This is a genomic window from Bariatricus sp. SGI.161 (genome assembly GCF_050313695.1).
In the GTDB taxonomy this organism is placed as follows: Bacteria; Bacillota; Clostridia; order Lachnospirales; family Lachnospiraceae; genus JAFBIX01.
Window position 1 is genome coordinate 104,975 of sequence record NZ_JBNPLX010000003.1, and the last position, 23,696, is coordinate 128,670.

22 protein-coding genes are annotated in these 23,696 nt (G+C 42.5%); 5 read left to right on the forward strand and 17 right to left on the reverse strand.

Translation table 11 applies throughout. The features are described 5' to 3' along the window. The first annotated feature begins 59 nt into the window (after positions 1 to 59). Genes ACQRBH_RS02990 through ACQRBH_RS03000 form a run of 3 tightly spaced genes read left to right on the forward strand, consistent with a single transcriptional unit; the run spans position 60 to position 2,994 of the window. Positions 60 to 668 (forward strand): TRAP transporter small permease, encoded by a 609-nt coding sequence (locus tag ACQRBH_RS02990; protein ID WP_427743461.1) that lies wholly within the window; start codon positions 60 to 62, stop codon positions 666 to 668. After that, positions 669 to 1,958: a TRAP transporter large permease gene (locus ACQRBH_RS02995; protein WP_427760847.1), complete on the forward strand. Its 1,290-nt coding sequence runs from the start codon at positions 669 to 671 to the stop codon at positions 1,956 to 1,958. Positions 1,959 to 1,968: 10 nt separating this feature from the next. Further along, entirely contained in the window at positions 1,969 to 2,994 is a 1,026-nt protein-coding gene (locus ACQRBH_RS03000) for a TRAP transporter substrate-binding protein (RefSeq protein WP_427743458.1), read from the forward strand. Between the two features lie 4 nt (positions 2,995 to 2,998). Here ACQRBH_RS03000 and ACQRBH_RS03005 read toward each other — a convergent pair whose 3' ends face one another. Both ACQRBH_RS03005 and ACQRBH_RS03010 read right to left on the reverse strand, forming a co-directional pair. Beyond that, the gene (locus ACQRBH_RS03005) at positions 2,999 to 3,241 is read right to left on the reverse strand and encodes a Fic family protein (RefSeq protein ID WP_427743457.1); all 243 of its coding nucleotides are present in this window, start codon (positions 3,239 to 3,241) and stop codon (positions 2,999 to 3,001) included. Positions 3,242 to 3,594: 353 nt separating this feature from the next. Beyond that, positions 3,595 to 3,927 carry a DUF3784 domain-containing protein gene (locus tag ACQRBH_RS03010; RefSeq protein ID WP_427743456.1) on the reverse strand — a complete coding sequence of 111 codons (333 nt, stop codon included), beginning with the start codon at positions 3,925 to 3,927 and terminating at the stop codon, positions 3,595 to 3,597. A gap of 184 nt (positions 3,928 to 4,111) precedes the next feature. Between ACQRBH_RS03010 and ACQRBH_RS03015 the strand changes: the two genes are divergently transcribed. Next, positions 4,112 to 5,137, forward strand: a complete 1,026-nt coding sequence (locus ACQRBH_RS03015; RefSeq protein ID WP_427760848.1) for an NAD-dependent epimerase/dehydratase family protein — start codon at positions 4,112 to 4,114, stop codon at positions 5,135 to 5,137. 79 nt (positions 5,138 to 5,216) lie between these two features. Here ACQRBH_RS03015 and ACQRBH_RS03020 read toward each other — a convergent pair whose 3' ends face one another. The 12 genes from ACQRBH_RS03020 to ACQRBH_RS03075 form a co-directional block, all read right to left on the reverse strand. After that, positions 5,217 to 6,053: a carbohydrate ABC transporter permease gene (locus tag ACQRBH_RS03020; protein ID WP_427743454.1), complete on the reverse strand. Its 837-nt coding sequence runs from the start codon at positions 6,051 to 6,053 to the stop codon at positions 5,217 to 5,219. Beyond that, complete coding sequence (locus ACQRBH_RS03025) at positions 6,053 to 6,868, reverse strand: carbohydrate ABC transporter permease (protein WP_427743453.1); 816 nt, start codon at positions 6,866 to 6,868, stop codon at positions 6,053 to 6,055. The genes ACQRBH_RS03020 and ACQRBH_RS03025 overlap by 1 nt, the downstream gene beginning before the upstream one ends. Positions 6,869 to 6,934: 66 nt before the next feature. Beyond that, positions 6,935 to 8,248 carry a sugar ABC transporter substrate-binding protein gene (locus ACQRBH_RS03030; RefSeq protein ID WP_235232366.1) on the reverse strand — a complete coding sequence of 438 codons (1,314 nt, stop codon included), beginning with the start codon at positions 8,246 to 8,248 and terminating at the stop codon, positions 6,935 to 6,937. Positions 8,249 to 8,505: 257 nt separating this feature from the next. Further along, complete coding sequence (locus tag ACQRBH_RS03035) at positions 8,506 to 9,741, reverse strand: helix-turn-helix domain-containing protein (protein WP_427760849.1); 1,236 nt, start codon at positions 9,739 to 9,741, stop codon at positions 8,506 to 8,508. Between the two features lie 113 nt (positions 9,742 to 9,854). After that, complete coding sequence (locus tag ACQRBH_RS03040; protein ID WP_427760850.1) at positions 9,855 to 10,565, reverse strand: DUF421 domain-containing protein; 711 nt, start codon at positions 10,563 to 10,565, stop codon at positions 9,855 to 9,857. 120 nt (positions 10,566 to 10,685) lie between these two features. Continuing rightward, positions 10,686 to 12,617, reverse strand: coding sequence for a DUF5107 domain-containing protein (locus tag ACQRBH_RS03045; protein WP_427760851.1), 1,932 nt, complete (start codon positions 12,615 to 12,617; stop codon positions 10,686 to 10,688). A gap of 1 nt (position 12,618) precedes the next feature. Then, complete coding sequence (gene bcp / locus ACQRBH_RS03050; RefSeq protein WP_427760852.1) at positions 12,619 to 13,071, reverse strand: thioredoxin-dependent thiol peroxidase; 453 nt, start codon at positions 13,069 to 13,071, stop codon at positions 12,619 to 12,621. A 145-nt stretch (positions 13,072 to 13,216) separates the two neighbouring features. Next, positions 13,217 to 13,549 carry a cupin domain-containing protein gene (locus ACQRBH_RS03055; protein ID WP_427743448.1) on the reverse strand — a complete coding sequence of 111 codons (333 nt, stop codon included), beginning with the start codon at positions 13,547 to 13,549 and terminating at the stop codon, positions 13,217 to 13,219. Positions 13,550 to 13,563: 14 nt separating this feature from the next. Then, complete coding sequence (locus ACQRBH_RS03060; protein ID WP_427760853.1) at positions 13,564 to 15,288, reverse strand: hydantoinase B/oxoprolinase family protein; 1,725 nt, start codon at positions 15,286 to 15,288, stop codon at positions 13,564 to 13,566. Next, positions 15,288 to 17,336 carry a hydantoinase/oxoprolinase family protein gene (locus ACQRBH_RS03065; RefSeq protein WP_427760854.1) on the reverse strand — a complete coding sequence of 683 codons (2,049 nt, stop codon included), beginning with the start codon at positions 17,334 to 17,336 and terminating at the stop codon, positions 15,288 to 15,290. The genes ACQRBH_RS03060 and ACQRBH_RS03065 overlap by 1 nt, the downstream gene beginning before the upstream one ends. Positions 17,337 to 17,363: 27 nt before the next feature. Further along, positions 17,364 to 17,915, reverse strand: coding sequence for a helix-turn-helix domain-containing protein (locus ACQRBH_RS03070; protein WP_427743444.1), 552 nt, complete (start codon positions 17,913 to 17,915; stop codon positions 17,364 to 17,366). Between the two features lie 153 nt (positions 17,916 to 18,068). Next, positions 18,069 to 18,791 (reverse strand): MerR family transcriptional regulator, encoded by a 723-nt coding sequence (locus ACQRBH_RS03075; protein ID WP_427743442.1) that lies wholly within the window; start codon positions 18,789 to 18,791, stop codon positions 18,069 to 18,071. Positions 18,792 to 18,928: 137 nt separating this feature from the next. On the opposite strand from ACQRBH_RS03075, the gene ACQRBH_RS03080 reads away from it, so the two are divergent. Continuing rightward, the gene (locus ACQRBH_RS03080) at positions 18,929 to 19,516 is read left to right on the forward strand and encodes a pseudouridine synthase (protein ID WP_427743440.1); all 588 of its coding nucleotides are present in this window, start codon (positions 18,929 to 18,931) and stop codon (positions 19,514 to 19,516) included. Here ACQRBH_RS03080 and ACQRBH_RS03085 read toward each other — a convergent pair. The 3 genes from ACQRBH_RS03085 to cls all read right to left on the reverse strand — a co-directional run bounded on the left by ACQRBH_RS03085 (position 19,513) and on the right by cls (position 23,606). After that, a complete protein-coding gene (locus ACQRBH_RS03085; RefSeq protein WP_427743438.1) occupies positions 19,513 to 20,853 on the reverse strand; it encodes a sodium-dependent transporter in 1,341 nt (446 codons plus the stop codon). The two genes, ACQRBH_RS03080 and ACQRBH_RS03085, sit on opposite strands and share 4 nt — an antisense overlap. Positions 20,854 to 20,955: 102 nt before the next feature. Next, complete coding sequence (tig, locus tag ACQRBH_RS03090) at positions 20,956 to 22,011, reverse strand: trigger factor (protein WP_427743437.1); 1,056 nt, start codon at positions 22,009 to 22,011, stop codon at positions 20,956 to 20,958. 119 nt (positions 22,012 to 22,130) lie between these two features. Then, entirely contained in the window at positions 22,131 to 23,606 is a 1,476-nt protein-coding gene (gene cls / locus ACQRBH_RS03095; RefSeq protein ID WP_427743435.1) for a cardiolipin synthase, read from the reverse strand. Positions 23,607 to 23,696: the final 90 nt, after the last annotated feature.

Genomic DNA, 23,696 nt, shown 5'->3' on the forward strand with positions numbered 1-23,696 from the left:
AGTCCATAACGGGCTTCAGGCAATAGTCAGGTTATCAGATATCTTGCAAGGAGGTAAAAATGAAAAAAGCAATTCACTGGCTGGATGAAAATCTTGAAGAATTTCTTCTGATCATTCTCCTGATCGGAATGACACTCATCATGGGCATACAGGTCTTCTGCCGTTATGCACTGGGAATGTCTCTGTCCTGGTCAGAAGAATTAACACGCTATCTGTTTATATGGTGCGGCTTTCTCAGTGTTAGTTACTGCAGCAAAAAATGCTTATCTATTAAGATTGAACAGTTTGTCGCAATATTTCCACGGCGCGGGAAAGCAGTCATCAAGGTTATCAACCATACCTTCGAGCTGATATTCTTTATCTACATGATTCCTTTTGCATATTCTTATATGATGTCTGCCGTAGAAAGCGGTCAGGTATCCCCTGCCTGCTCTATTCCAATGTATTACGTTCAGGCAGCACCTTTTGTTTCTTTTATTCTGGTTGCATTCCGAATCCTGCAGAGATGGATCATTGAATTCCGTATTGCCAGAGGTGAGAATGTCTTTGACCCGGCACACCCGGAACGAAACACTCCGGAATCATTTATTCAGGCAAATGTTGACAGTAAATCCGAAATGGACAACTACATCCATAATACAAAAGACTCAGAAAAGGAGGTTCCATAAATGCCAGTCGTATTACTTTTTATCATATTTGTAATCGGACTTGTCATTGCGATTCCTGTATCTATTACGCTTGGAATCACATCCGTACTTCCGTCCGTCTTTGATCCATCCTTTACTGTCGGAGCAAAATATCTGATTCGTGCGATGTTTGGCGGTCTGGATTCCTTCCCTTTACTGGCGGTTCCCATGTTCGTTCTGTCTGGCATTATTATGGCCAAAGGTGGTATCTCCAGAAAGCTGTTCGATATATTTGCCTACTTCCTTGGAAACCTGACAGCCGGTATGCCCTGTGCAGTAATCGTGACCTGCCTCTTTTATGGTGCGATCTCCGGGTCTGCTCCTGCAACGGTTGCAGCTGTCGGAAGTATGACGATTCCCATTCTGACAAGCCTTGGTTATGATCTTACTTTTTCCACTGCAATCGTCGCTGTTGCCGGGGGCTTAGGTGTCATTATTCCACCAAGTATTCCATTCATCATGTACGGAATGGCTTCCGGTGCATCTGTAAGCGACCTCTTTCTGGCAGGTATCATCCCCGGACTTATGATCGGCGGACTTCTTATGTTCTATGCTATCTTCTACTGTAAACGTAATGGTGAAGATAAAGCGAAGATTCATGCAGAAGTAAAAAGATTACATGATAAAGGCTTATTTAAGGTGGTAAAAGAGAGCTTCTTTGCAATCCTGAGTCCTGTGATTATTCTGGGATGTATCTACAGTGGGATTGCTTCTCCGACCGAAGCTGCAGTTATCTCCGTATTTTATGCACTGTTTATCAGTCTGTTCGTTTATAAGAGCATCTGCATCAAAGATATCTGGAGCATTCTTCAGGAAGCAGTAAAGACATTTTCACCGATTCTTTTCATCCTGGCAGCCTCCACTGCGTTTTCAAGAGTCCTTACACTGATGCAGGTTCCTCAGACGGTCAGTGAATTCATCAGCAGTAATTTCCAAAGTCCTGTCCTGATCCTTTTTGTCATTAATCTGTTCCTTTTGATCGTGGGCATGGTCATGGATACAACACCTGCCATTCTGATCCTGACACCAATACTACTTCCGGTCGTTACGAATCTTGGTATGGATCCAGTTCAGTTCGGTGTAATCATGGTAGTGAACCTTGCTATTGGATTTGTAACTCCTCCAATCGGAGTAAATCTTTTTGTTGCCAGCTCATTAACAGATGTTCCGGTCATGACAATTGCGAAGAAAGCTATGCCAATGATTGTATACTTTTTAGCTGCATTACTTTTGATTACATTCATCCCGACACTTTCTCTGGCATTATTATAGGAGGCATGAAATGAAATTTCGTAATATAAAATCGCGTTTAATATCTACCGGCCTTGTCCTTATAATAGCTTCTTCTTTGTTCCTTACCGGCTGTGGTAATTCCAGTGAAGAAGAGGATGTACAGCGTTACGCATGGCCGCTTGCCACTGCAAGTCCAGAAGACACCGTTACTCAGATCTTTTCCGAAAAATTTGCGGAAGAAGTCTCACGTCTCAGTGACGGAAAGATGAAGATTCAGGTCTATCCCAACTCTACACTCGGAGGTGACCGTGATCTTCTGGAGACCTGCGCAGACGGCGATATCCCATTCATTGTACAAAACACTGCTCCTCAGGTAACCTTCATGCCTGATCTCGCAGTTTTTGACCTGCCATGTGTATTCGATTCACTGGACGATTGCAGAGAGACCTTAGATGACCCAGAATTTTTCGACTTGATCAGTGATGTGTACACGGAAGGCGGTTACCATCTTCTGGGAATGGCTGATCAGGGGTTCCGTGTCATGAGTACCAACATGCCAGTATATGAATTTGCAGACTTTAAGGGCCAGAAGATTCGAACCATGGAAAACAGCTACCACCTGGCATTCTGGAAAAGCTTACATGCCAACCCGACGCCAATGAGCTTCAGCGAAGTCTACATCGGACTTCAGCAGCACACGATTGATGCACAGGAAAATCCGTATGAAGTCATCGTATCTAATAAGCTATATGAACAGCAGAATTATGTGGTGGAGACCAACCACCTGCCACATCTGATCTCTCTGATCGTAAATGACGAATTTTTCCAGAATCTTTCTATGGAAGAACAGGACATCATGACTCAGGCAGCAAAGATTGCAACAGAATATGCCCGAAAACAGTCAGATGAGAGAATTGCTGAGCGAATTGCTACAATTGAAAATAGCGGCACAGAGATCATCACACTATCTGATGAAGTAAGAGATGAAATCCGAGAAAAATCCCAGAATGTGTATGAAGATATCAAAGCAAATATCTCGAAAGATATCTATAACACATATCTGGGAATGGAATAAAACATTATACTTTCATATATCTTTGATTTCTGCTGTTAGGTTTATCAGGAATCGTCATTCGAATAAGATTCATATCTACTGCCGGACTCAGATAATTTCTGCGGAAGCCCTCTCTTGATCTCAATCCTAGTTTTTCCATAAGGGTCTTACTTGTATACGAAATATCATATTCCATTACTCCGAGCAGCTTTTTGATATATTCAGAAAGCTGCTTATTATCCGCACTGATTTGGGCAGAAAAATTCATAATGAAATACGCTGCTTAAAATCCGTGGATGAACATAGCCGTGCACTTCTTTCATCCAATTAAAAAGTTCATTCATTAACTGCGGAACAAACCGTGCAGGTGGTGCCATAAAAATACACTGTTCTCCCAATACATTCTTACCATTGATAACATCCCTGACTTGTCCCAAAGAGAGAGAGTTTGCTTCAATTTTCAGTGAAGAATGAATGGACTTGATACGATTGTTCTTTCTCGAATGTGGTTTTGCGTCCAGATTACTGATTGCCGTAATGAGTCCAATCTTTTCTGAAATGGATGATACATACAACTTTTATTCTATTCACACCAATTTATTGCCGATGAAGCATCCGCATCTATTTTTTACAGATCGTATTACTTACGATAATAATCACCAGACAATCAATCAGTATAATTCCCACCGAGATATATACAAAGCTAACCGGCAATACATCTTCGAACAATTCCATGATAAGAATCAGGATGGAGATCACTGCCATTCCAATCCCCATCGTCCTACATAACTTCTTCTCATCATATTTTTTCTTTTCTTCTTTTGAAGCTGTATTGTAACCGGCAATAAACCAGCTCCCATGTCCGGAGAGCAGAACGATGGAGATGACTACAAAGATTACAAACACTACCCATACAATCCAATCTGATCCGTTTGATACATCCGCCAGTTTCATTCGAACTCCTCCTTTTTCGCATCTTTTGCAAAAATCCACTCCTATTGATATAGTATATACTAGAAATATGATAAAATAAACTAGTAACCTGTTGATATCATCTAATTAATCTTCAAACAAATCACACGATATAATATACAAAAAGTTGAGGGAAAGGATTCTGAAGAAAGAAGGGACTTACATTATGAAAGCATTATTTATTGGGGGAACAGGTACAATCAGTACCGCTATCGTAAAAAGGCTTATACAAGAATTGAACTGGGAAGTATGGATTCTCAATCGCGGCAGCCGGACACAGGCTGTACCAGAAGGCGTTCATCAGATTATTGCTGATATTCATGATGAAGCAGCTGTTGCAGAAGCAATCAAGGATATGACTTTTGACGCTGTCTGTGAATTCATCGGGTATCATGTAGAAGATGTAGAACGCGATTACCGCCTGTTCCAAGGAAAAACTAAGCAGTATATCTTTACCAGTACTGCTTCTGCCTACCACAAACCCGCTGCCAATTATCTGATCACAGAGGGCACTACTCTTGCGAATCCACACTGGCAATATTCCCGGGATAAAATTGCCTGTGAGGAATTCCTGATGGATAAGTATCGAAAAGAAGGCTTTCCGGTAACCATTGTCCGTCCAAGCCATACCTATGACGAGCGTCGTATTCCATTGGGTGTCCATGGAAAGAATGGTTCCTGGCAGGTCGTTCAGCGAATGTTCGAAGAAAAACCGGTCATTATTCACGGAGACGGTTCTTCTCTATGGACGATGACATTTAATACAGATTTTGCAATCGGTTATACCGGACTTATGGGCAATCGTCATGCAATCGGAGAAGCATTCCAGATTACCGGAGATGAAACTCTTACATGGAATCAGATCTATCAGACAAGCGCAGATGCTTTGGGCGTGACACTTCACCCTTACCATGTAGCTTCAGACTATCTCTCTGCAGTTGGTGATAAATATGGATATGATTTCGAAGGAAAACTGACTGGTGACAAATCTGTCTCTGTCGTATTTGACAACACGAAACTAAAAAGAGTTGTGCCTGATATGAGAACTACGGTCCGCCTCGACCAGGGTGTACGAATTGCCCTTGATTATGTATTATCCCACCCTGAAGAATGCCAGATACCTGATCCAGAATTTGATGCCTGGTGTGATCGCGTGATCAATGCTCTGGAATCCTCCAAAGCTGGTATATAAAATACATTATCGAGCAGAGCCCGCCAGCCGAAGGCATGTATTGCGGGATGCTCGAATGAATATATATTTTTATAACTTATTACCCTTTTACAGAGCCTCTCATCATACCAGAAATCAGATATTTCCGGAAGAACAGTGCCGTCACCGCCGGTGGAATCAATGCAATCATTCCTGCAGCTGCAATCAGACCATACTGTATGGAATCTTTGGTCATAAATTCTGATACAACTATTGCCATTGGCTTTGTTTCCATAGAAGATGCCAGAATCAGTGGAATCTGGAACTGGCTCCAGGTATTTAAAAACATAATCAGCGTGACTGATAATATAATTGGATAGGAAAGCGGCAATATGATTCGGAAAAACGAAGCCGCTTTTCCGCATCCATCAATCATAGCTGCCTCTTCCAACTCCTTTGGAATCGTCGCAAAATAATTGGAAATCAGCCAGGTTGCCATTGGAAGGTAGGAACTCACATACACCATACTGAGCCAGACAATATTATTCAACAATTTTGCCATTGCAAACATACGATACAGCGGAATAATCGTTGCCATTACAGGAATAACCATTGTTACCAAAAGAAGATTCTTAATAACCTTCCTTCCTTTAAATTCCATTCTACTTAATGCATAGGCACTCATCATCGCAATCGGAATCCCGATGCAAAGCGTAATACAGACTGCCCTTAAAGAATTAAACATTCCAGTAAAAAAAGTATTTCCTCTCCGGCTTCCGGAAAACATCTCCACATAATTGGAAAATATCATATCATCTGGCAGCAGCTTGCTCGTCGGCGCAAAAATTGCGTAATCAGGTGTAATGGATATAATAAAGGTCCAGACAAAAGGCCCTACCGTGAAAATCAGGAACAAAATCGTAGCCAGAACATATCCGACTTTTTTCGCATATTTCATCAATATTCCACCTCCTTATTTAGGCTTCGCAAGTAGAATATTCCAAGAATCAATGCGAAGAACATTACAATGTATGTCATGGCACTTCCTTTTCCAAAATTCAGGAATGTAAATGTGGTCAGATAACTTTCCATTAAGATATTCTTTCCTAGATCACTGTATCCCGAAAGAGCCACAATTTCATCAAACACATTGATTGCTGTTACCGATGTTGAAGTAATTCCTACTGCAAGGAAAGGTTTCATAAGCGGCATCGTAATATGACAGAAAATAGTCCTTGATGTACCTCCGTCTATTTTTGCTGCTTCAAACAGACTGTCAGGAATCGATTGACGTCCGGCCAGACAAACGAGCGCCATAAAAGGGATGCTTCTCCAGACAACCACAATGGAAATCACTAGCAGAAGTGTCCATCTTGAGCTTAAGAACTCAATTGGTTTACTGATAATTCCAATGCCAATCAAAAGTTTATTCAAAAATCCATATCCAGAGAAAAATACAAACTTCCATAAGATACCATTTACAAAAGGCGGCAATGCCCACGGAAGAATCGCTAATGCCAATAACAAACCAGACCATTTCACATCAACATTTAGAAAAGCTGCCACCAGATATCCAAATATCGTTGTAAAGACAACAACAAACACAAGGATAAAGATTGTATTCTGGAGACTGTACCAAAAAGAATCTGACTGAATAATATCAATGTAATTCTTAATTCCTATATAGTGAATATCTCCCGGAGCTGTCAGTTTCCATTTCTTTAAACTGTATGAAAATGTAGCAATGATCGGATAAAATACTAATACACCCATGATAAGAATCATGGGTGTTAGTAAAAGATAAGGTAATATCTTTTTTTTCATCATTTATTCCTTAAATTATTCGTTGATTAATTTCTCTAAAGCTGTTTCCATCTCATCAAATGCTTCTTCTGCTGTGCATTCGCCAAGTGCCATCTTATTGATCGCATTATACATTGCACTGCTCATCTCTGCATAATAAGAAGGTACTCCGTTCGGGAATGGGGAAGAGATTAAGTTTGCTTCTTCTAACATTGCTCCTGCATTCTCGATCGTTCCGTCATTGATCAGCTCTTCCAGAACAGAATTACGTGTAGGAATTGCACTGTTTGTTTCATTTAACTGTTTCTGCATATCAGCAGATGTATACCATTCTACGAATTTCTTAGCAGCTTCTTTGTTCTCGGAAGCTTTTGTAACACCAATAGCTTCTGGAAGTGCCATTGTCTGAGTTGCTTTTCCATCTTTACCCGGAACAAGGATGGATTCGATTTCTCCAACAACGCTGCAGATTTCTTCGTTCTGGCTTCTGGATATGAAAGAGGTAGGACCTGTGAGGAAGCTTGCTGTACCACCACAGATACGCATATAAGCATCCATACCGGAAGATGTCTTATCTTCTGGAGCTACTAACTCTTCATTTACCAATGTTTCTATATACTTCAATGCTTCTAATACAGAATCTTTATTGAAAGTTCCGTCATCGTTCCATACCACGCCATTCATGGTATATGCCAGCCACATTAAACATGTAGATGTCTTTTCTTCTGCATTTAATGCAATTGCGAATGGATAGTCTACAGTCCCTGTAGATTTCAGTGTTCTGCAATCTTCCAGAACATCATCCCAAGTCTGTGGTTCCTCTGTAATACCAGCCGCTTCAAACTGCTTTGTGTTATAATATGACAAACGGTAGTCGTTCGCATATGGAATTGCCAGAACCTTTCCATCCTTTGTAAATGTTTCGAGTGTAGGCATATCTTCCTTATCTTCATCTGATACTTCCAATGGCTCTAACCAATCTGCCGCATCAAATTCTCCGACCCATGACCAGTCAACTTCCACAACATCTGCTGCACATTCTCCGGCAGAAGCAGCTGTTGCTAATTTCTCACGGATATCATCCCATCCAACTTCAGCAATCTCAACTTCAATTCCTGTTTCCTCTGTAAATGCAGCAAGCTGATCATCTGTTGGTACACCCCAGTCAGGTACCATAAATGTAATTTTTTCTCCTGATGATTCCTCCGCTGCATCCTCACTGCTTTCACTGCTCTCTTTGCTTCCGCCACAGCCCGCAAGCATGGTAAGCGTCATAGCGGCAATCAACAATACACTGATTAGTTTCTTCTTCATAGTTTTTATATGATATGTCCAGAAGCTTCCTATCATATTTCCTCCCTTTTCGTCTATTCATATCTTCCATTACTCTTCTACTGGCTTCTGCAAATATATCCTCTAAATGAATTGATATATTTCAATACTATTAAGTAATGTTCCGATCCCCGGATATCTGTATTCTACCATTCACGGATTTTCCAGTATTTCATATATGTTAGTTTTATTTTATATTTGTTTTATTTCTCCCGGATATATCTATTGATTTTTGTAATATATTTTTGTATTTATTTGCATATTCTATATATGAATTATTTTATTACTTTTACTTTCTTTCGATATTCCAACGGGGTCTCGCCTGTGATTCTTTTAAACACCGTCTGAAAATGACTCTGAGAGGAAAAATTTAGCAGACTTGCTACTTCGCTTAAATTGTAATTGCTGAAACGAAGTAAGCGTTTTGCCTCTTCTATCTTCTCCTGTTGAATGTACTGGGTAATAGAAAGTCCCATCTCCTGTTTGAATCGGCTACATAAGTAGGATCTGCTATAGCCTAATTCTTTTGCCATACTTTCTGTTCGAATCGGTGCCAAAACATTCCGTGAAATATATTGAATACACATTCTGCAAAAGTGCCTTTTATCATCTGCAGGACATCGTAATTTTTCTACCTGCTCTGCAAAATCAATCACCATTTCCTGAAAAAGCCGTTCTACCGTAGGACAATCCTGCATCAGTTCTAACTTCTGAATATATAGTTCCATCGTAAGGAACGCCTGCTGAACATCCAGTCCTCCCCGAATCGCAGCCTTCGATACGCTGTCTGCCATGGCTATCCCTCTGTTTTTTATTTGCCGCAATTCATCATATACAATACTTCCTGTATATACCTTCGGAGGAGCACTGAATAGTTCTTTCAGCTGGTCTGTCTGTCCATTCTCAACATAAGAGCATACCAGCTGTTCCCAACTAAGACTTTGCTCAACTGCCTGAGATAATCCCATATCTTCTATATTATTCATTCGATTCCCGATATACTCAATTTGTACAGAATTCTGGATGCTTTCCGGCGAACTTTCCATCCACACTTCCTCAATCGCAAATGGCCGCTTTTGCAACATTATTACCAGAGATACTAACAACCATGCAAGCCGCTGAATGTTAATGACAGGCGCACTGCATAACCATCGAACGTAAGCATTCTTTTTCTCTTCTTCAATCCTCAGGATTGCCAGCAATTCTTCCATCTCTTGTCCACTGTCTTTTAAAGCACGCGTTGGTCCAAGAATCAGTCGAAGACCTGGCTTTAATGTAAGAAAAGCATAAAACTGATATAAAGATGTCGTAATTATGCCTACATCATGTCCAGAATCTATGATTTGAGATAAAAAGGGGCCTAACGGATCTGGCTCAATGCAGTAAGGTGAAAAATAATATAAAGGAGTGCCGTCTTGATACAAACGTACTCCTGTAGTGTATGCTTTCGCCAGGCTATAACACATGGATTCATAGACTTTCATGTTCATTATATCGGATTCTTTTCTCATAATTTTTCTCCCAAACATGTTTTCTTGAGAACCAGCATATCACTACGTACAAACCAATTTCAACTCTTTTCAAATGTGTTTGCAATAAATGTCTGAATATAACTGTTTCCTTGCTACATCAAGACACTCTTCGCTTCCTTCTGATGTCCTTTCAGAAAGACAGTTACCTGATTGGACGAATCGCAGGTGGCAAGCAGCACATCTTCTACCCGTTCAGCGCCCTGCCCTTTGATCTGATTCTTTAACCATTTTTCATCGTTTCCGGTATGGCGCAGATTCTGTTCTATGATCTTTCCGTCCATGATTACATTTGCCACCATATAATCCTGTTGGGCAGAAAGATTCATATCAGCCGGCGTTACCGGACGGTCGGATGCTTTGGGAAGAAAACTGATTTTCCCATCTCCTTCCAGGATTGCTGTTTCCAGCTTTGATACATCAAAATATCCACTGACTCTGCATTGAACCAGGAATTCATTCACATCAATCTTGGCCTTTTTCAAATTCTCCCAATAGAGTTCTCCGTGATTCATCAGTACCAGCGGTGCACCTTCAATCACACGGCGTGCCTTAATGGATTTTGAACTGATCCAAGACAATAGGATTGCTGCAAACGAATAGACAATCATAGCTGTCAGTGGCTGTACAAAGTTTTCTTCCAATGAAGTAGCCATCTCCGCTGCAATGGAACCGATCGTAATACCATTGATATAATCAAACATACTCATCTGAGACATCTGACGATATCCCATTAGTTTTGTAAGTATGAATATAGCGATAATGGAGCCCAAAGAAAGGGCAATGATATAGATAATTTCTTTCACAAAATCCTCCACATTACTTTACTTTTTCTATATAGTATGTCGAGAACTTCCTGAATCTATGCTATCAATCTATTGCCCTGACTGTCTCTTTATATTTTCTACTTTCCCGAAGTTATCTGATTATTCAAACGCCATGAACTGATACCTGTAAGGTACTTCTTCCTCTTCTTCTGAGACAGCATCGTGCAGTTTCTTCCATAATTGTCCCAGAGAATCCTCTCCTTCCCGGAGATCATCAAGCACCATTCCTCCATCTTTTTCCAACAGTTCATAAGCCTTTTCTTCTTTTCCGCTCTCACCTAATGCCTGAATATAATAGAACCGAAATCTGCTGTCAGCCTGAAGTTTTTTACTCAGCTTTTTATAAGATGCACACAGTTCCGCATAAGCTTCACAACAAATTAATATCTTGAATCCTTCTTTTTGATATGAGCATTCCTTCTTCTGAAGCTTCATTCCTTTTAACATATACCGGGCTGCTTTCTTCTTCTTTCCTTTCCGTAAGCTCAGACAGGCGAGCCCATGAAGTGCCCATGCATTTTCCTCCAGTGTTCTGGATGTCTGAAATTCCTGCTCTGCTTTCTTGAATTTTCCATCCATATAATAACGAACTCCCAACTGATAGCGCGCGTACCAATTATGTTTTTCCTGTTCTTTGACAGCTTCCATTAATCTGGTAAAGCTTTCTTCATCATTCAAGAATACATCCGGTCTTTTCTCAGGCTTCGGACAATGTAATCTGCCGCCTTCTATGAATGCTTTCCAGCGGGCATAATCCCCTTCTTCATCTACAAATTCCAGATGATCCGTCCAATTGCCATGAACTCCAAGGATTCCATAGCCGCTTCCTGACTGCACAAGATCTGCTTTCTTTAAAGCCATTGGCTTGGATGTTTTCAGCTTTTCTTTCAGATGTCTGTGACATCCTCTTTCCAGGAGCATCTCTGTGACTTCGGCACTTCGCTCTTCATGAGATTCCTGAAGCTTCTGTGCATCAATCTGAATTGCCCCATATTGCTCCATCCATTCCCAGGCAGTGTGTGGTGCCATAGGAATACAGCCATACTGTGTCTTTGCAAGTCCGGCCTGAATCTCAATATATCTTCCTGCATTCTCCGTCAGGAATTCCTGCCAGTGGTCAGAAGCTGCCTGACTGCCCCAGGAGAATAACTTCCGGCTTTTCAGTCTGTCCGTTGACATCTGAAGAAGGCCGTATCCCTCTGCATTCACATTGGCAATATACTTCGGCATATCCTCTTCTATCTCAAAGAAATAATCTACAGACTTCGGAATCTTCTTATAATCGGTAACATCCACGCCCCGTACCATCGGAATCTCTACTTTTCGAACCTCTTTATCTACCGTCGTATATGCGGCTCTGGCCGGGACAATGATTCTTCCGCCATCGAATTCCGGCACTGCCATGTTACTCCACCAGTACATCGGCACTACCCCATCATTTTCATTTACAATCCGCATCCTGCAATTTAGGAAACGGGAATCTTCTTCCAGCCAGAAATCCATCTGGTATGTAACATCACGGATTCTTTCATATTCGTACATACGAAGAACTGGGTTGCCCGCTTCGTCTTCCGTCCGGGCAACATACATCTGTTCTGTCGTAAATGGAGTATGCCCGATAATACCGATATTCCATTCTACGCCGCCGCTGAACCATGCATTTCTAGTTGCCAGGTTACTGAATCGAAGAACGTCATTCGTATACAGAAGATTCTGATCTTGTTCCTTATCCCACAGTTCCCACAATCTCCCACCATATTCTGGCAAAAATACGGCTTTCAGATATTGATTTTCCAGAACAGCCGTCTGTACTTTACGCTCTTTGAGTTCTCTGCAATATCCATTTCTCTGGCGATACGGATAGGCACTTTTCACTCTCCCATATCCATCGTACAATTCAGAATCCTCCGGCAGCTGAAATCGCAGCTGATTCTGCAAGATACTTTCCCCGGACAGATCCGGCACACATGACTCTTTCCCCAATAAAGCCATCTGCATCTTCCGCTTTTCCATTCTAAGTTCTGTTCCCATATTACACCTCTTCTAACATCTTCGCCGGATCATCGGCTGCTTTTACCTTATCATTTGCTTTGATGATCACACCATCTTCGTCAATCAGGTATGTTGTCCGCACAACACCCATCGACACTTTTCCATAATTCTTCTTTTCCTTCCACACATCATATGCCTGAATTACTTTCAATTCCGGGTCTGACAATATCGTAAAAGTCAGTCCCTGCTTTTCTTCAAACCTTTTATGCGAAGCTACCGTATCCTTACTGATTCCGATGACAACTGCACCTTTTTCCTGAAACTGTGGATACAGCTGTGAATAACCACATGCCTGCTTCGTACACCCCGGAGTATTATCCCTCGGATAAAAATATAAGATCACCTTTTTCCCTCTGTACTCCTCAAGCGAATGCATTTGCCCATTCTGATCCGGCAGTGAAAATGCCGGTGCCTTGGTTCCCACTTCTAACATAGTGTCTCCTCCTTTAATCATAAAACCAACGGTTCATTACAATCTCTCTTCTATGTTCGATAATACAACCTATTTCCGCATTTGAAAAGACCGAAACTTATAAAAATGGCAGCAGGTATTACCCCACCGCCAGATTTTCTTTTCTCTATTCTTTTTCAATCAGCATCCATACCAGTGTAGCGTCTTCGTCCGAGTCGTTCATGCTGCTATGGACTTCTCCGGCCGGAATAAATGATGCTTCTCCGGCACATAATTCATTGCTCTTGCCATTGCACTCACATTTTACTTTTCCGGAGATGATGTAAGAATATTCATCGCCGGTATGAGACGCAGGCGGTACCACGGTTCCTGGTGGAAATACTGCATAGCCCATGGACACTTTTCCATCTGTCGGGCAGCAGGCACCGAAGAAATCACTCATGGCAACTCCGTCCTGGCGAACATGAGCAGAAATATCTGCCTGTTTCCGTACAATCATTCTACTGATCCCTCCTACTTTCTGGCATCTGTAAGACCTTTTACCTCAAAGGTATCTGCATCTACGATAACTCCGTAGTCTTCTTCTGCCTGGCGAATAGATATATATTCGTTCTTTACATCCCATGCTACCAGTTCCGGGTCACGTTCCAGCGGATTGCCATAGCCGCCTCCGGTACAGGTTACCATATATACCACATCATCTTTATTCATTACATGTCTTGCCACAATACCCATCGGTCCTTCTTTACTGCCATCGGCATTATGGAATTCAAAGTAATTGTAAGAACCGTCTTTTCCTCCGGCAGCTCCCCATGCAGGGAATTTATTTCTTCCGAATGATGCAGTAAATAACTGTCCGTCTGTCATTGCCCGGTAAGAGCGGACTGCTCCGCTTCCACCGCGGTATTTTCCTGCTCCCATTCCGTCTGTATGGAGACTGTATTCATCGATCATGATACCATAGCGGTTCTCTGCCATCTCTACCGGTACATTATAGGTCTCGCCATCCCCTACACAGAATTGTCCGACTTCGCCGTCTTTTCCGTCACTGGCTCCCCATCCGCCTCCGGTAGGTTCCACGATCAGGAATGGCTCACCGCTTTCCTGCTTCGTACCTGCAAGTACTACAGAACATACAGAGAGCATATGACCAGCTCCCAGAGCTTCTGGGAATACCGGTGCCAGAGCCTTCCATACAACATCGGATGCATAAATCATACTTTCAAAATAACAGGAAGTCGGTGCCGGTGCATGGCAGCGCATGATAGAACCATCTTCTGCAAAGATCCGCATTGGTTCAAACACTCCGTCATTTACAGCAAGCTCTGGTCCGAGAATGGACATATAGATCACCTTTACGCCCGCACACAGAGAACTGTATCCTGTATTGATAGGACTTGCCACCTGTGGACTGCTTCCGGTAAAATCAGCAATAAATTCATCTTCTGTAATCGTAATCTTTACTTTTACTCTTACCAGATTACCGTAACCGTCATCGTCCATGAATTCTTCCATCTCCCAGCTTCCTTTCGGCAGCTCTTTGATACGGTTATACGCAATCTTTGCGCCCTGCTCTAACAGACGTTTCATGGACTCTTTTACAACTTCTACGGTATATTTCTCACACAACTCACCAATTCGTTTGTATCCGGTACGAAGTGATGCGATCTGTCCCCACATATCTCCTTCTGATGTCTCTGGGAAACGAACATTGCTCTTGATCATTTCCAGAAGCGGCTTACAGATCTCACCCTGGTCTAATAATTTCACGCCGGAGAATCGAAGTCCTTCCTGGAATACATCCTGGGAATCCGTCGTAAAGGAGCCTGCTGCCATACCGCCTACGTCTGACCAGTGCGCCTTATTGCCGATAAATGCGATCAATTCCTCTCCATAGAAAACCGGCATGACCATACCGATATCTGACAGATGCGTACCACCGCCAAGATACGGGTCATTGATCAGATATACATCGCCCGAATGCATATTTTCTTTTCCATATTTATGTATAATTTCCTGAATCATCGGTGCAATCAGACCAATAAATCCGCAGGCTCCATTTCCCTGTGTCAGAAGTCTTCCGTCTACATCCGCAATACCACTTGCATAATCCAGCGTCTCATAGATGATCGGACTCATGGATGTGCGGGCAAATGCATAGAACACCTCATTGCTGACAGCGATCAGGGAGTCTTTCACGATATCAAGTGTTACCGGATTAATCTTTACTTCTGCCATTATTCCTGCACCTCCGTTTCAATAATCAGATTGCCATAGGTATCTACCGTCAGTTTCTGCCCCTTCGCTACTACTGTTGAAGCTGCCGCCTCTTCTACAATGACTGGTCCTTCCAGAACCACGCCGCTTCCCAGCGCTTCTCTGTCATAGATTGGGGTATCCATCCAGCCGTCATCGGTAAAGTATACTTTTCTTACTTCCTTGACTGCCTCTTTTACGTCTCCTTCATGTGGAGCGATCTCTGCCAGCTCAGGCTTGGTAAGACGTCCATAAGCCACCAGATGAAGATTCACGATCTCCGTTGGCGTGTCCGGAAGCCGGAAAGTATAGAAATGTTCATGTGTATCATGGAAGCGGTTGATAATCTCCTCTTTTGTCTCTTCAGTCCATGGCAGCGGGGGAACTTTAACCTTTACCGTATGTTCCTGTCCCATATAACGCATATCTGCGATAAAACTATAGACAACATTTTCCTTTCCGATGCCTTCTCTTGCGAACTGCTCATCTGCCTGCGCTACCAGACTCTCCCACATACTGTTCAGTTCTTCTGCCTTTACTTCATTCATCCTGCGAATATTGGTCTGAATATAGTCATGACGCACATCCGTCATCAGCATTCCCCATGCGGAGAATACCGGTGCAGCAATCGGTACTACTACTATGCGGATATTCAGTTCCTTAGCCAGATAAGCACAGTGCATCGGACCGCCTCCTCCGAAAGCGACCATCGTAAAGTCTCTCGGGTCATATCCACGTCTTACAGAGATCAGCTTCAGCGCATTATACATATTTGCCTCAGCCACACGGAGGATACTCATTGCCGCATCTTCTACATTCATGCCAAAGGCATCTCCTACTTTTTCCTGAATTGCTCTTTTCACGTTCTCCATATCTACTTCGTTATCGAAGTTCTTTGCAGACAGTCGTCCGGTCACCAGACAGGCATCCGTTGTGGTCGGCTCTGTTCCGCCGATTCCATAAGCCACCGGTCCGGGAAGTGCACCTGCAGACTGCGGACCTACCTTCAGAGAACCAGCCTCATCAATCCATGCAATGGAACCGCCGCCGTTTCCAATCTCTACGATATCTACGACCGGTGCCATAATTGGATAACCGGCATAGCTTTCTGTCCGTTCGATGCGATACTCTGTTGTCACCTTAACTTCTCCCTGATCGATCAGAGAACATTTTGCCGTTGTCCCTCCGACATCAAATGCGATAATATTATTTTCCCCAATGATTTTTCCGATAATGGCAGAACCATAGACACCGGCCACCGGCCCGGATTCTACCATATTGATCGGTGTCTGCTTTGCCTGCTCAAAGGTAGTCGTTCCACCATTGGACTGCATGATATATTCCTTGGCATGGCATCCGATTTCCTTCAGTCTGCTGTCCAGATGATCTACATAAGAAGAAGCCACCGGCATAACATAAGAATTCAGAGCAATCGTAGATGTCCGCTCATACTCTCTCCATTCCTTTGTAACCTCGATGGATGAAGTTACGAATACTTCCGGCCACAGTTCTTTGATCACTTCCACCGTTCGCTTTTCATGCGCGTCATTCGCATAGGAGTTAATATAGCATACTGCGATTGCCTCTACGCCTTCTTTGCGGAAATATTCTACTGCTGCTTTGATATCTTCTTCCACAAGAGGTGTCAGCACAGTTCCGTCATATGCAACACGCTCTGTGACTTCTTTGCGCAGATATCTTGGAATAAATGGTCTTGGTTTTGCAAAGACCATGTTAAAAAGATCCGGACGATTACATCTTGCAATCTCAAGTACATCCCGGAATCCCTTTGTCGTAATCAACGCAGTCTTTGCACCCTTTCTCTCGGTCAATGCATTAATGATCGTGGTCGTACCATGAATGAAATCCTCGATCTCCTCCGGACGGATCCCACTCTTCTTAATAACGTCAATAACACCTTCCTCAAAATTGGGCGGTGTCGTATGACTTTTGGTTAAAATTGTTTTCCCCTGGGCATCTACAGCAACCAGATCCGTAAATGTACCACCTATGTCTGTCGCAACTCGCAATATAATCCCACCTTTCTGTTCCTCTCCTTAAAATATCGTTGGTGTTACTATACATAAAAAGACCAGCTCCCGGTCTTCTATGTTTACAATACTATGCAGAAGGGTAGACGGATAATGTATGGATTCTCCTTCTGATACGATACATTCCTGCCCGTCCACGGTAAAACGCGCACTTCCTTCCAGAATATAGATGAACTCCTCTCCTTCATGCGTACACGGTTCAAAATCCGCACGCAGCGGCTCCATTCGAAGCAAAAGACTCTCTAACTTACGTCCTTCGAACTTACCGCTTAACCTCTCATAACTTGCATACTTCTTCTCAAGCCCTAATAATCCTGAACCACTGTCTTTCTTATGAACGAATTGTCCCTGTACATCCGATTCGTCTTCGAACAATTCCTTCACTGTGATGTTCAGCGCCTCTGCAATCTTCTTCAGGGATACCAGGGTAATAGATGAAATTCCACGTTCGAATTGAGACAAGAAACTGACTGATAATTCTGTCTTCTCACTCAATTCTTTTAATGTAATATTTTTTTCTCTGCGTATTTTCCTGATTTTTTTGCTTACGGATTCCATATTTTCGTCATATCCCTCACTCTATGTTTTGTATTTATAAAATTATTTCAGTACTACTGTAATTATTTTACTATTTTCACCATTAAGTGTCAATACAAAAGAAAAAGATATCCTCCGCTGTCTGAAAACAACTGCGGAGGATATCTCTTCTTATTATTGATATCTTTTTATCGCTTCTGCTACGAACTGTGCCGTTCCTTCACCTCCGGCACGGTCGATATTCTCTGTAAATTCATGATCGCCAACATACATCTCTCCCAAGGACTGCAGGATCTCATTCGTACAAGTATAAAAGTGATCCGTAATATAATCCTGTAATTTCTTTACCTGCGCCTGGACTGCTTCGCTGGTCGGGTCTTCCTTTTTCATCTTACCAAATTCTACAAAGAGTTCCATAAAAGCTTTCTGCATATCCTTCTCTTCTTTCTGACTCCTGATTTTTGCCTTTTCTTCATATTCTTGGAAGGCTTCCGTATGACCCCAGGTCTCCTTGGCCTTTCTCGTATATTCTTCTATTTTCTGTGTATCAAATGCCGAAAAATCCATATAATCCGCTCCTTTCTTTTTTGTCTCAAGAGCAAGGTCAATGAGTCTTTCCAGATGCTCTTTCTTCATCTTTAATAAAGTAATCTGCTGGTCCAGCGCCAGATTCTTATCAAAATTCGGGCTGTCCAGAATCTTCTTAATCTCTTTCAACGGGAATTCTAACTCCCGAAACAATAGAATCTGCTGCAATCGTTCCAACTCTGTATCGTCATACAGGCGGTAACCGGCATCCGTACTTTTTGCCGGATGCAAAAGCCCGATCTGGTCATAGTAATGCAGAGCGCGTATACTCACTCCCGTCATCCTACTTACTTCATGTACTGTTAACATCGTCTCGCCCTCCTCTTGTACAGATTCAGCATATACTATGACGCAGCGTCAGAGTCAATAGGTAATGGAAAATAAATGATAATTTCTTGACTTTTCTAACAGGGATAAATATGATAAATGTACCAGGAGGAATCACGATGTATCATTACTATATGTTTAACAAACCCTTCGGCTGTGTCACTGCAAGACGCGATGACCGCTACCCCACTGTGATGGATTATTTTCAGGAATTACACAATGATGCCCTCTCTCCCGTCGGCAGGCTGGACCGCGAGACAGAAGGGCTGCTTTTGATTACAGATGACGGGCAGTGGAATCAGGAAATGACTCATCCTACCCGTCACAAAGAAAAGACTTATGAATTTACCGCCCTTGGGGCCCTAACAGAAGAGAAGCAAAAGCAGCTGGAATATGGAGTCCTTCTAAAAGGCTCTGACATTCCAACTGCTCCTGCCAAAATCTCTGTTACACATACGACAATTCTTGCCGATATTCTTCCAACGCTTCACCCTGAGATTCAGGAGAAAACCCGTCATAACCGGATGGATCATCCTGTTGTCCAGGGAACCATCGTGATCACAGAGGGCCGAAAGCGCCAGATACGCCGAATGTTAAAGATTGTGGGTTGCTGTGTTATAGAATTAAAACGTACAGCCATTGATTCTATTTCCTTAGACCCGGATCTTAAATCGGGAGAATGGAAAGAGATCTCCCCACATTTTTAACCAATTCCACCAAAGAAGATTCCAAGGACATACACAACCAGTGTGATGCCTACAAACACATATTTTGTCAGTGGCTCGAACCATTTGCCCAAAGGCTTCGTCCGTCCCGTCTCAGCCTGACTTCTTGCATATCCTTTCGGACATACCCAGAAGAACATGATTCCTGCCAGCAATGCTCCAAGAGGAATGATGTAGATGGAGATGACATCCATCCATGCGCCAACAGAATCTCCGCTCTCAATGAAGATACTGACGGCTGCTCCAATCACGGCAATCACTGCTACTGCCATCCTTCTTGACAGTCCGAACTGTTCCTGAAGCGCCTCGACCGGCGTCTCGAACAGATTCATAAGGGACGTGATCGCTGCCGATAACACCGCAGCAAAAAAGATAATTGCAAATAAACCACCAAGCGGAAGCTGTTGAAATACTGCCGGCAATGTGATAAACATCAGCGGCGGACCGCTTGCCACATCAAGACCGAACGCGAATACAGCCGGAATCACTACGACTCCTGCCAGCAGTGCCGCACAGGTATCAAAGAACGCAACATTCTTCGCACAGCTCACAATATCAATGTCTTTCTTCAGATAACTTCCATACACAATGGTTCCAGAACCTGCCAGTGACAATGAGAAAAATGCCTGTCCCAATGCATACACCCAGGTATTGATATCCAGTAATTCTTCCCACTTCGGTACAAAGAGATACTTGTAACCTTCCATTGCTCCCGGCAGAGTAGCAACACGTACCATCAGAATCAGAAAGAACAGGAAAAAGACTGGCATCATGACCTTATTGACCTTCTCGATTCCCTTGGTGATACCAAATGCCATGATAACAAACGTCACAGCTAACCCCAGCATATGCCAGCTGATATTTCCGAATGGTACCGCAATCTTTCCAAAAAAGCTTCCCATATCCTCTACTTTTGTAAGATTCCCTGTCAGAGAACTCCACAGATACTTCATGACCCATCCGACAACCACAGAATAGCCGATTGCAATTCCAAGAGAACCTATCACCGGAATCATCCCAATTGCTCTGCCGACTGGTCTCCCTTTTTCTCCGAACCGCATCTCCATCGCTTTTCCAAAAGAACCAAGCGGTCCTGTCTTCATGCTCCGTCCGAATGCCATCTCGCCGATAACACCGGAAAATCCAAGCAGCACCACAAATATAAAATACGGAATTAAAAATGCTGCTCCGCCAAACTTACCGGTTCTGTATGGAAACATCCAGATATTAGCCATTCCTACCGCAGAACCAATACACGCAATAACAAATCCCATTTTTGTGCGGAACTCATCTCTTCCCTTCTCAACTGTCTTACCCATCTCATTTTCTCCATCAACTATCGTATTTTCAACAAAAGAGGCTTATTCAAAATGTCTTTTCCCCGACATCCGAATAAGCCTTATCATCCCTACTGCTCTTCCCTATTCAGAAGCGACCTGAACACAATGTTCTACCAGCCATTCTTTGACCAGATTATTCAATGCGATTTCTTTCAAGTCCTCTTCTGACGCTGCTTCTTTTAACGCATCTACATCTTCATAGCCGTAATCTTCAGCCATCTGTTTTAATTGTTCCTCATAAACATCATCTGTCAGCTTAATCTTCTCTTTGTCTGCGATTGCCTCTGTTACCATCGTCTGCTTGACACTTGATTTTGCAGCCTCCTCAACCTGGCTTTCAAAATCTTCCACTGTGGTCTGCATCTGTTCCTCAATGAAAGTCTCATAATCCTGTCCATAGTATTCTGCTGCTGACTTGTATTGTTCAATCAAGGAATCCGATATCTCCTGTACATCTTCTTCTGGATACTTCTTTACTTCGGTATTATCCAGAACTGCCTGCCATACTTCCTGGCTGAGACTGTCTTCATAGTTGGTCTTGGCATCTTCTTCTAACTGTTTTCTGACTTCTTCCTTATATTCCTTAACAGTCTTTGATTCCTCAGATACAGATTTTACAAATTCATCGTCCAGCTCAGGAACGACCTGTTCACTGATTTCTTTGACTGTAATGGTAAATACGACCGACTTCCCGGCATAATCTGTATTGCCATAATCATCTGGGAATTGTCCTTCCCAGTCATAAGTATCTCCAACATTATGTCCAATCACACTATCTTCAAATCCATCGATAAATGTTCCTGATCCAATCGTAAGCGGATAATCTGTAGAAGATCCGCCTTCAAATTCAACGCCATCCATTTTTCCAACAAAATCAATCGTTGCTGTATCTCCCTCTTGTACCGGACGGTCTGTGATCTCATTCGTAGTTGCATTCATCTGCAGAGTAGAATTAATCGTATTCTCTACATCCTCATCCGTAATCTCCTCAGACTTTTCTACCTCGTCAACTTCCACTCCTTTATATTTGGAAATCGTCAATGCATCCGTCTCCAATCCTTTGCTTCCTTCACAACCAGTCAATATCATAGAAGCGGCAAATACACCTGTTAATAACATTATAATCTTCTTTTTCATACTACACCTCATGCTCTATATTATTCTTATCAACAAAATTACGCACTATTATGTTATAGCACATTTGGCTGGACTTTCAAAGGCTTTTCACATTTATTTCATTCTTTTCTCGTCTCGTATTACAAAACTGGAGATAACAATCTGCAAAATTGTTCTTTGATTCGTACGATATAATTTCTCTGTTCATACTTCTTTCGAGTCACCAGAGTACTCTTTGTAATGTCATTCTCAAATGCTTCAACTAATTTCTCGGTTGTTCGCGCACTGTAGATCACAGCATTAACTTCAAAATTCAGACTAAAACTGCGAATATCCATATTAGCCGTCCCCATACAGGTCACAAGCCCATCTACACACATACATTTCGCATGAAGGAAGCCATGATCATAAGTATAACATCTTGCACCAGCCTCAATCATTTCGCCTAGATAAGAATAGGTCGCCCAATATACAAACGGATGATCTGGTTTGCACGGAATCATGATCCGTACGTCAATACCAGACTTCGCAGCTATCATCAATGCATCCCGTATATTATCATCCGGGATAAAGTATGGAGTCTGTATATAGATACTCTTCTTCGCCATATGAATCAGACGGAGATAATTATTACGAATTTCCTGACTGCTGGAATCCGGGCCACTGGAAATAATCTGTACCGGATCACGTCCGTTACGCACATAATTGGGAATCTCAAAGAGTCGATCTTCTAAGAATAGATTCTCCTTGGCCGCATAATTCCAATCTAACACAAATCGTACCGCCAACGAAGTAACCGCCGATCCTTCAATGCAAATATGTGTATCTCTCCAATAGCCAAACTTTTTATCCTTTCCAAGATATTCCCGTCCGATATTAAAGCCTCCGACAAATCCAATTCTCCCATCGATAACTACAATCTTTCTGTGATTTCGATAGTTTACGCGAAGTTGTAATTTCCCCAGAACTGCCGGGAAGAATTCGGCCACTTCAATGCCTGCTTTCTCTAAGCGAACCCAGTCGGAATTATGCATTCCTCTGCATCCCATACTGTCGAACAAGACCCGAACTTCCACTCCCTGTCTTGCTTTTCGTATCAATACCTTTTCAATCTCCTGCCACAGCTCATCATTGCGGATAATGTAATATTGCACATGGATATAATTTCTGGCATGCTCCATCTCTGCAAGCAACGCCTGAAACTTCTCCTTTCCATCCGTATAGATGCGAATATCATTATTATCTGTCAACACAGACTCTACTTCATTCAGATTATATAAGATCAATCCTTTGAACCTTTCCAGCTCAGGATCGCGCAACCGCAATTTCTTCCTATAGATGGATTCCTCCTGTCTGCGAACGGCATACTTGATCTCTCCTTCGATTTCCTTCATCTTAAACATTCGGTCTTTATGGAAATTCTGACCCAGGATCAGATATAGTACAAATCCCAGAATGGGGATAAAATACAACAGCAGAAGCCATGCCCACACAGTCGTGGGATTGCGGCGCTGAAAAAATATGATCAGAAGTGAAAACACGATATTTATCAAGAAAAAATGATCCAGAATCCATTCATATGCAATTCCGATTCCATCTCCTGCTATCTGAAGCATGATAATCCTCCCCAACACTCTCTTACTTATAATTATTATACCTTTTCTCACCGGAAAAGTAACCCTAAAACCTCAAATCTCTTGCACTTG

Bases quoted from the DNA above. Each gene is read 5' to 3' on its own strand.
- cls (WP_427743435.1), bottom strand. From the start codon at position 23,606: ATGCTTCAGATAGCAGGAGATGGAATCGGAATTGCATATGAATGGATT.
- ACQRBH_RS03035 (WP_427760849.1), bottom strand. From the start codon at position 9,741: ATGAGAAAAGAATCCGATATAATGAACATGAAAGTCTATGAATCCATG.
- ACQRBH_RS02990 (WP_427743461.1), top strand. From the start codon at position 60: ATGAAAAAAGCAATTCACTGGCTGGATGAAAATCTTGAAGAATTTCTT.
- bcp (WP_427760852.1), bottom strand. From the start codon at position 13,071: ATGTTAGAAGTGGGAACCAAGGCACCGGCATTTTCACTGCCGGATCAG.
- ACQRBH_RS03045 (WP_427760851.1), bottom strand. From the start codon at position 12,617: ATGGGAACAGAACTTAGAATGGAAAAGCGGAAGATGCAGATGGCTTTA.
- ACQRBH_RS03025 (WP_427743453.1), bottom strand. From the start codon at position 6,868: ATGGGTGTATTAGTATTTTATCCGATCATTGCTACATTTTCATACAGT.
- tig (WP_427743437.1), bottom strand. From the start codon at position 22,011: ATGAAAAAGAAGATTATAATGTTATTAACAGGTGTATTTGCCGCTTCT.
- ACQRBH_RS03070 (WP_427743444.1), bottom strand. From the start codon at position 17,915: ATGGAATCCGTAAGCAAAAAAATCAGGAAAATACGCAGAGAAAAAAAT.
- ACQRBH_RS02995 (WP_427760847.1), top strand. From the start codon at position 669: ATGCCAGTCGTATTACTTTTTATCATATTTGTAATCGGACTTGTCATT.
- ACQRBH_RS03010 (WP_427743456.1), bottom strand. From the start codon at position 3,927: ATGAAACTGGCGGATGTATCAAACGGATCAGATTGGATTGTATGGGTA.
- ACQRBH_RS03060 (WP_427760853.1), bottom strand. From the start codon at position 15,288: ATGGCAGAAGTAAAGATTAATCCGGTAACACTTGATATCGTGAAAGAC.
- ACQRBH_RS03030 (WP_235232366.1), bottom strand. From the start codon at position 8,248: ATGATAGGAAGCTTCTGGACATATCATATAAAAACTATGAAGAAGAAA.
- ACQRBH_RS03080 (WP_427743440.1), top strand. From the start codon at position 18,929: ATGTATCATTACTATATGTTTAACAAACCCTTCGGCTGTGTCACTGCA.
- ACQRBH_RS03020 (WP_427743454.1), bottom strand. From the start codon at position 6,053: ATGAAATATGCGAAAAAAGTCGGATATGTTCTGGCTACGATTTTGTTC.
- ACQRBH_RS03055 (WP_427743448.1), bottom strand. From the start codon at position 13,549: ATGATTGTACGGAAACAGGCAGATATTTCTGCTCATGTTCGCCAGGAC.
- ACQRBH_RS03085 (WP_427743438.1), bottom strand. From the start codon at position 20,853: ATGGGTAAGACAGTTGAGAAGGGAAGAGATGAGTTCCGCACAAAAATG.
- ACQRBH_RS03075 (WP_427743442.1), bottom strand. From the start codon at position 18,791: ATGTTAACAGTACATGAAGTAAGTAGGATGACGGGAGTGAGTATACGC.
- ACQRBH_RS03005 (WP_427743457.1), bottom strand. From the start codon at position 3,241: ATGAATTTTTCTGCCCAAATCAGTGCGGATAATAAGCAGCTTTCTGAA.
- ACQRBH_RS03015 (WP_427760848.1), top strand. From the start codon at position 4,112: ATGAAAGCATTATTTATTGGGGGAACAGGTACAATCAGTACCGCTATC.
- ACQRBH_RS03000 (WP_427743458.1), top strand. From the start codon at position 1,969: ATGAAATTTCGTAATATAAAATCGCGTTTAATATCTACCGGCCTTGTC.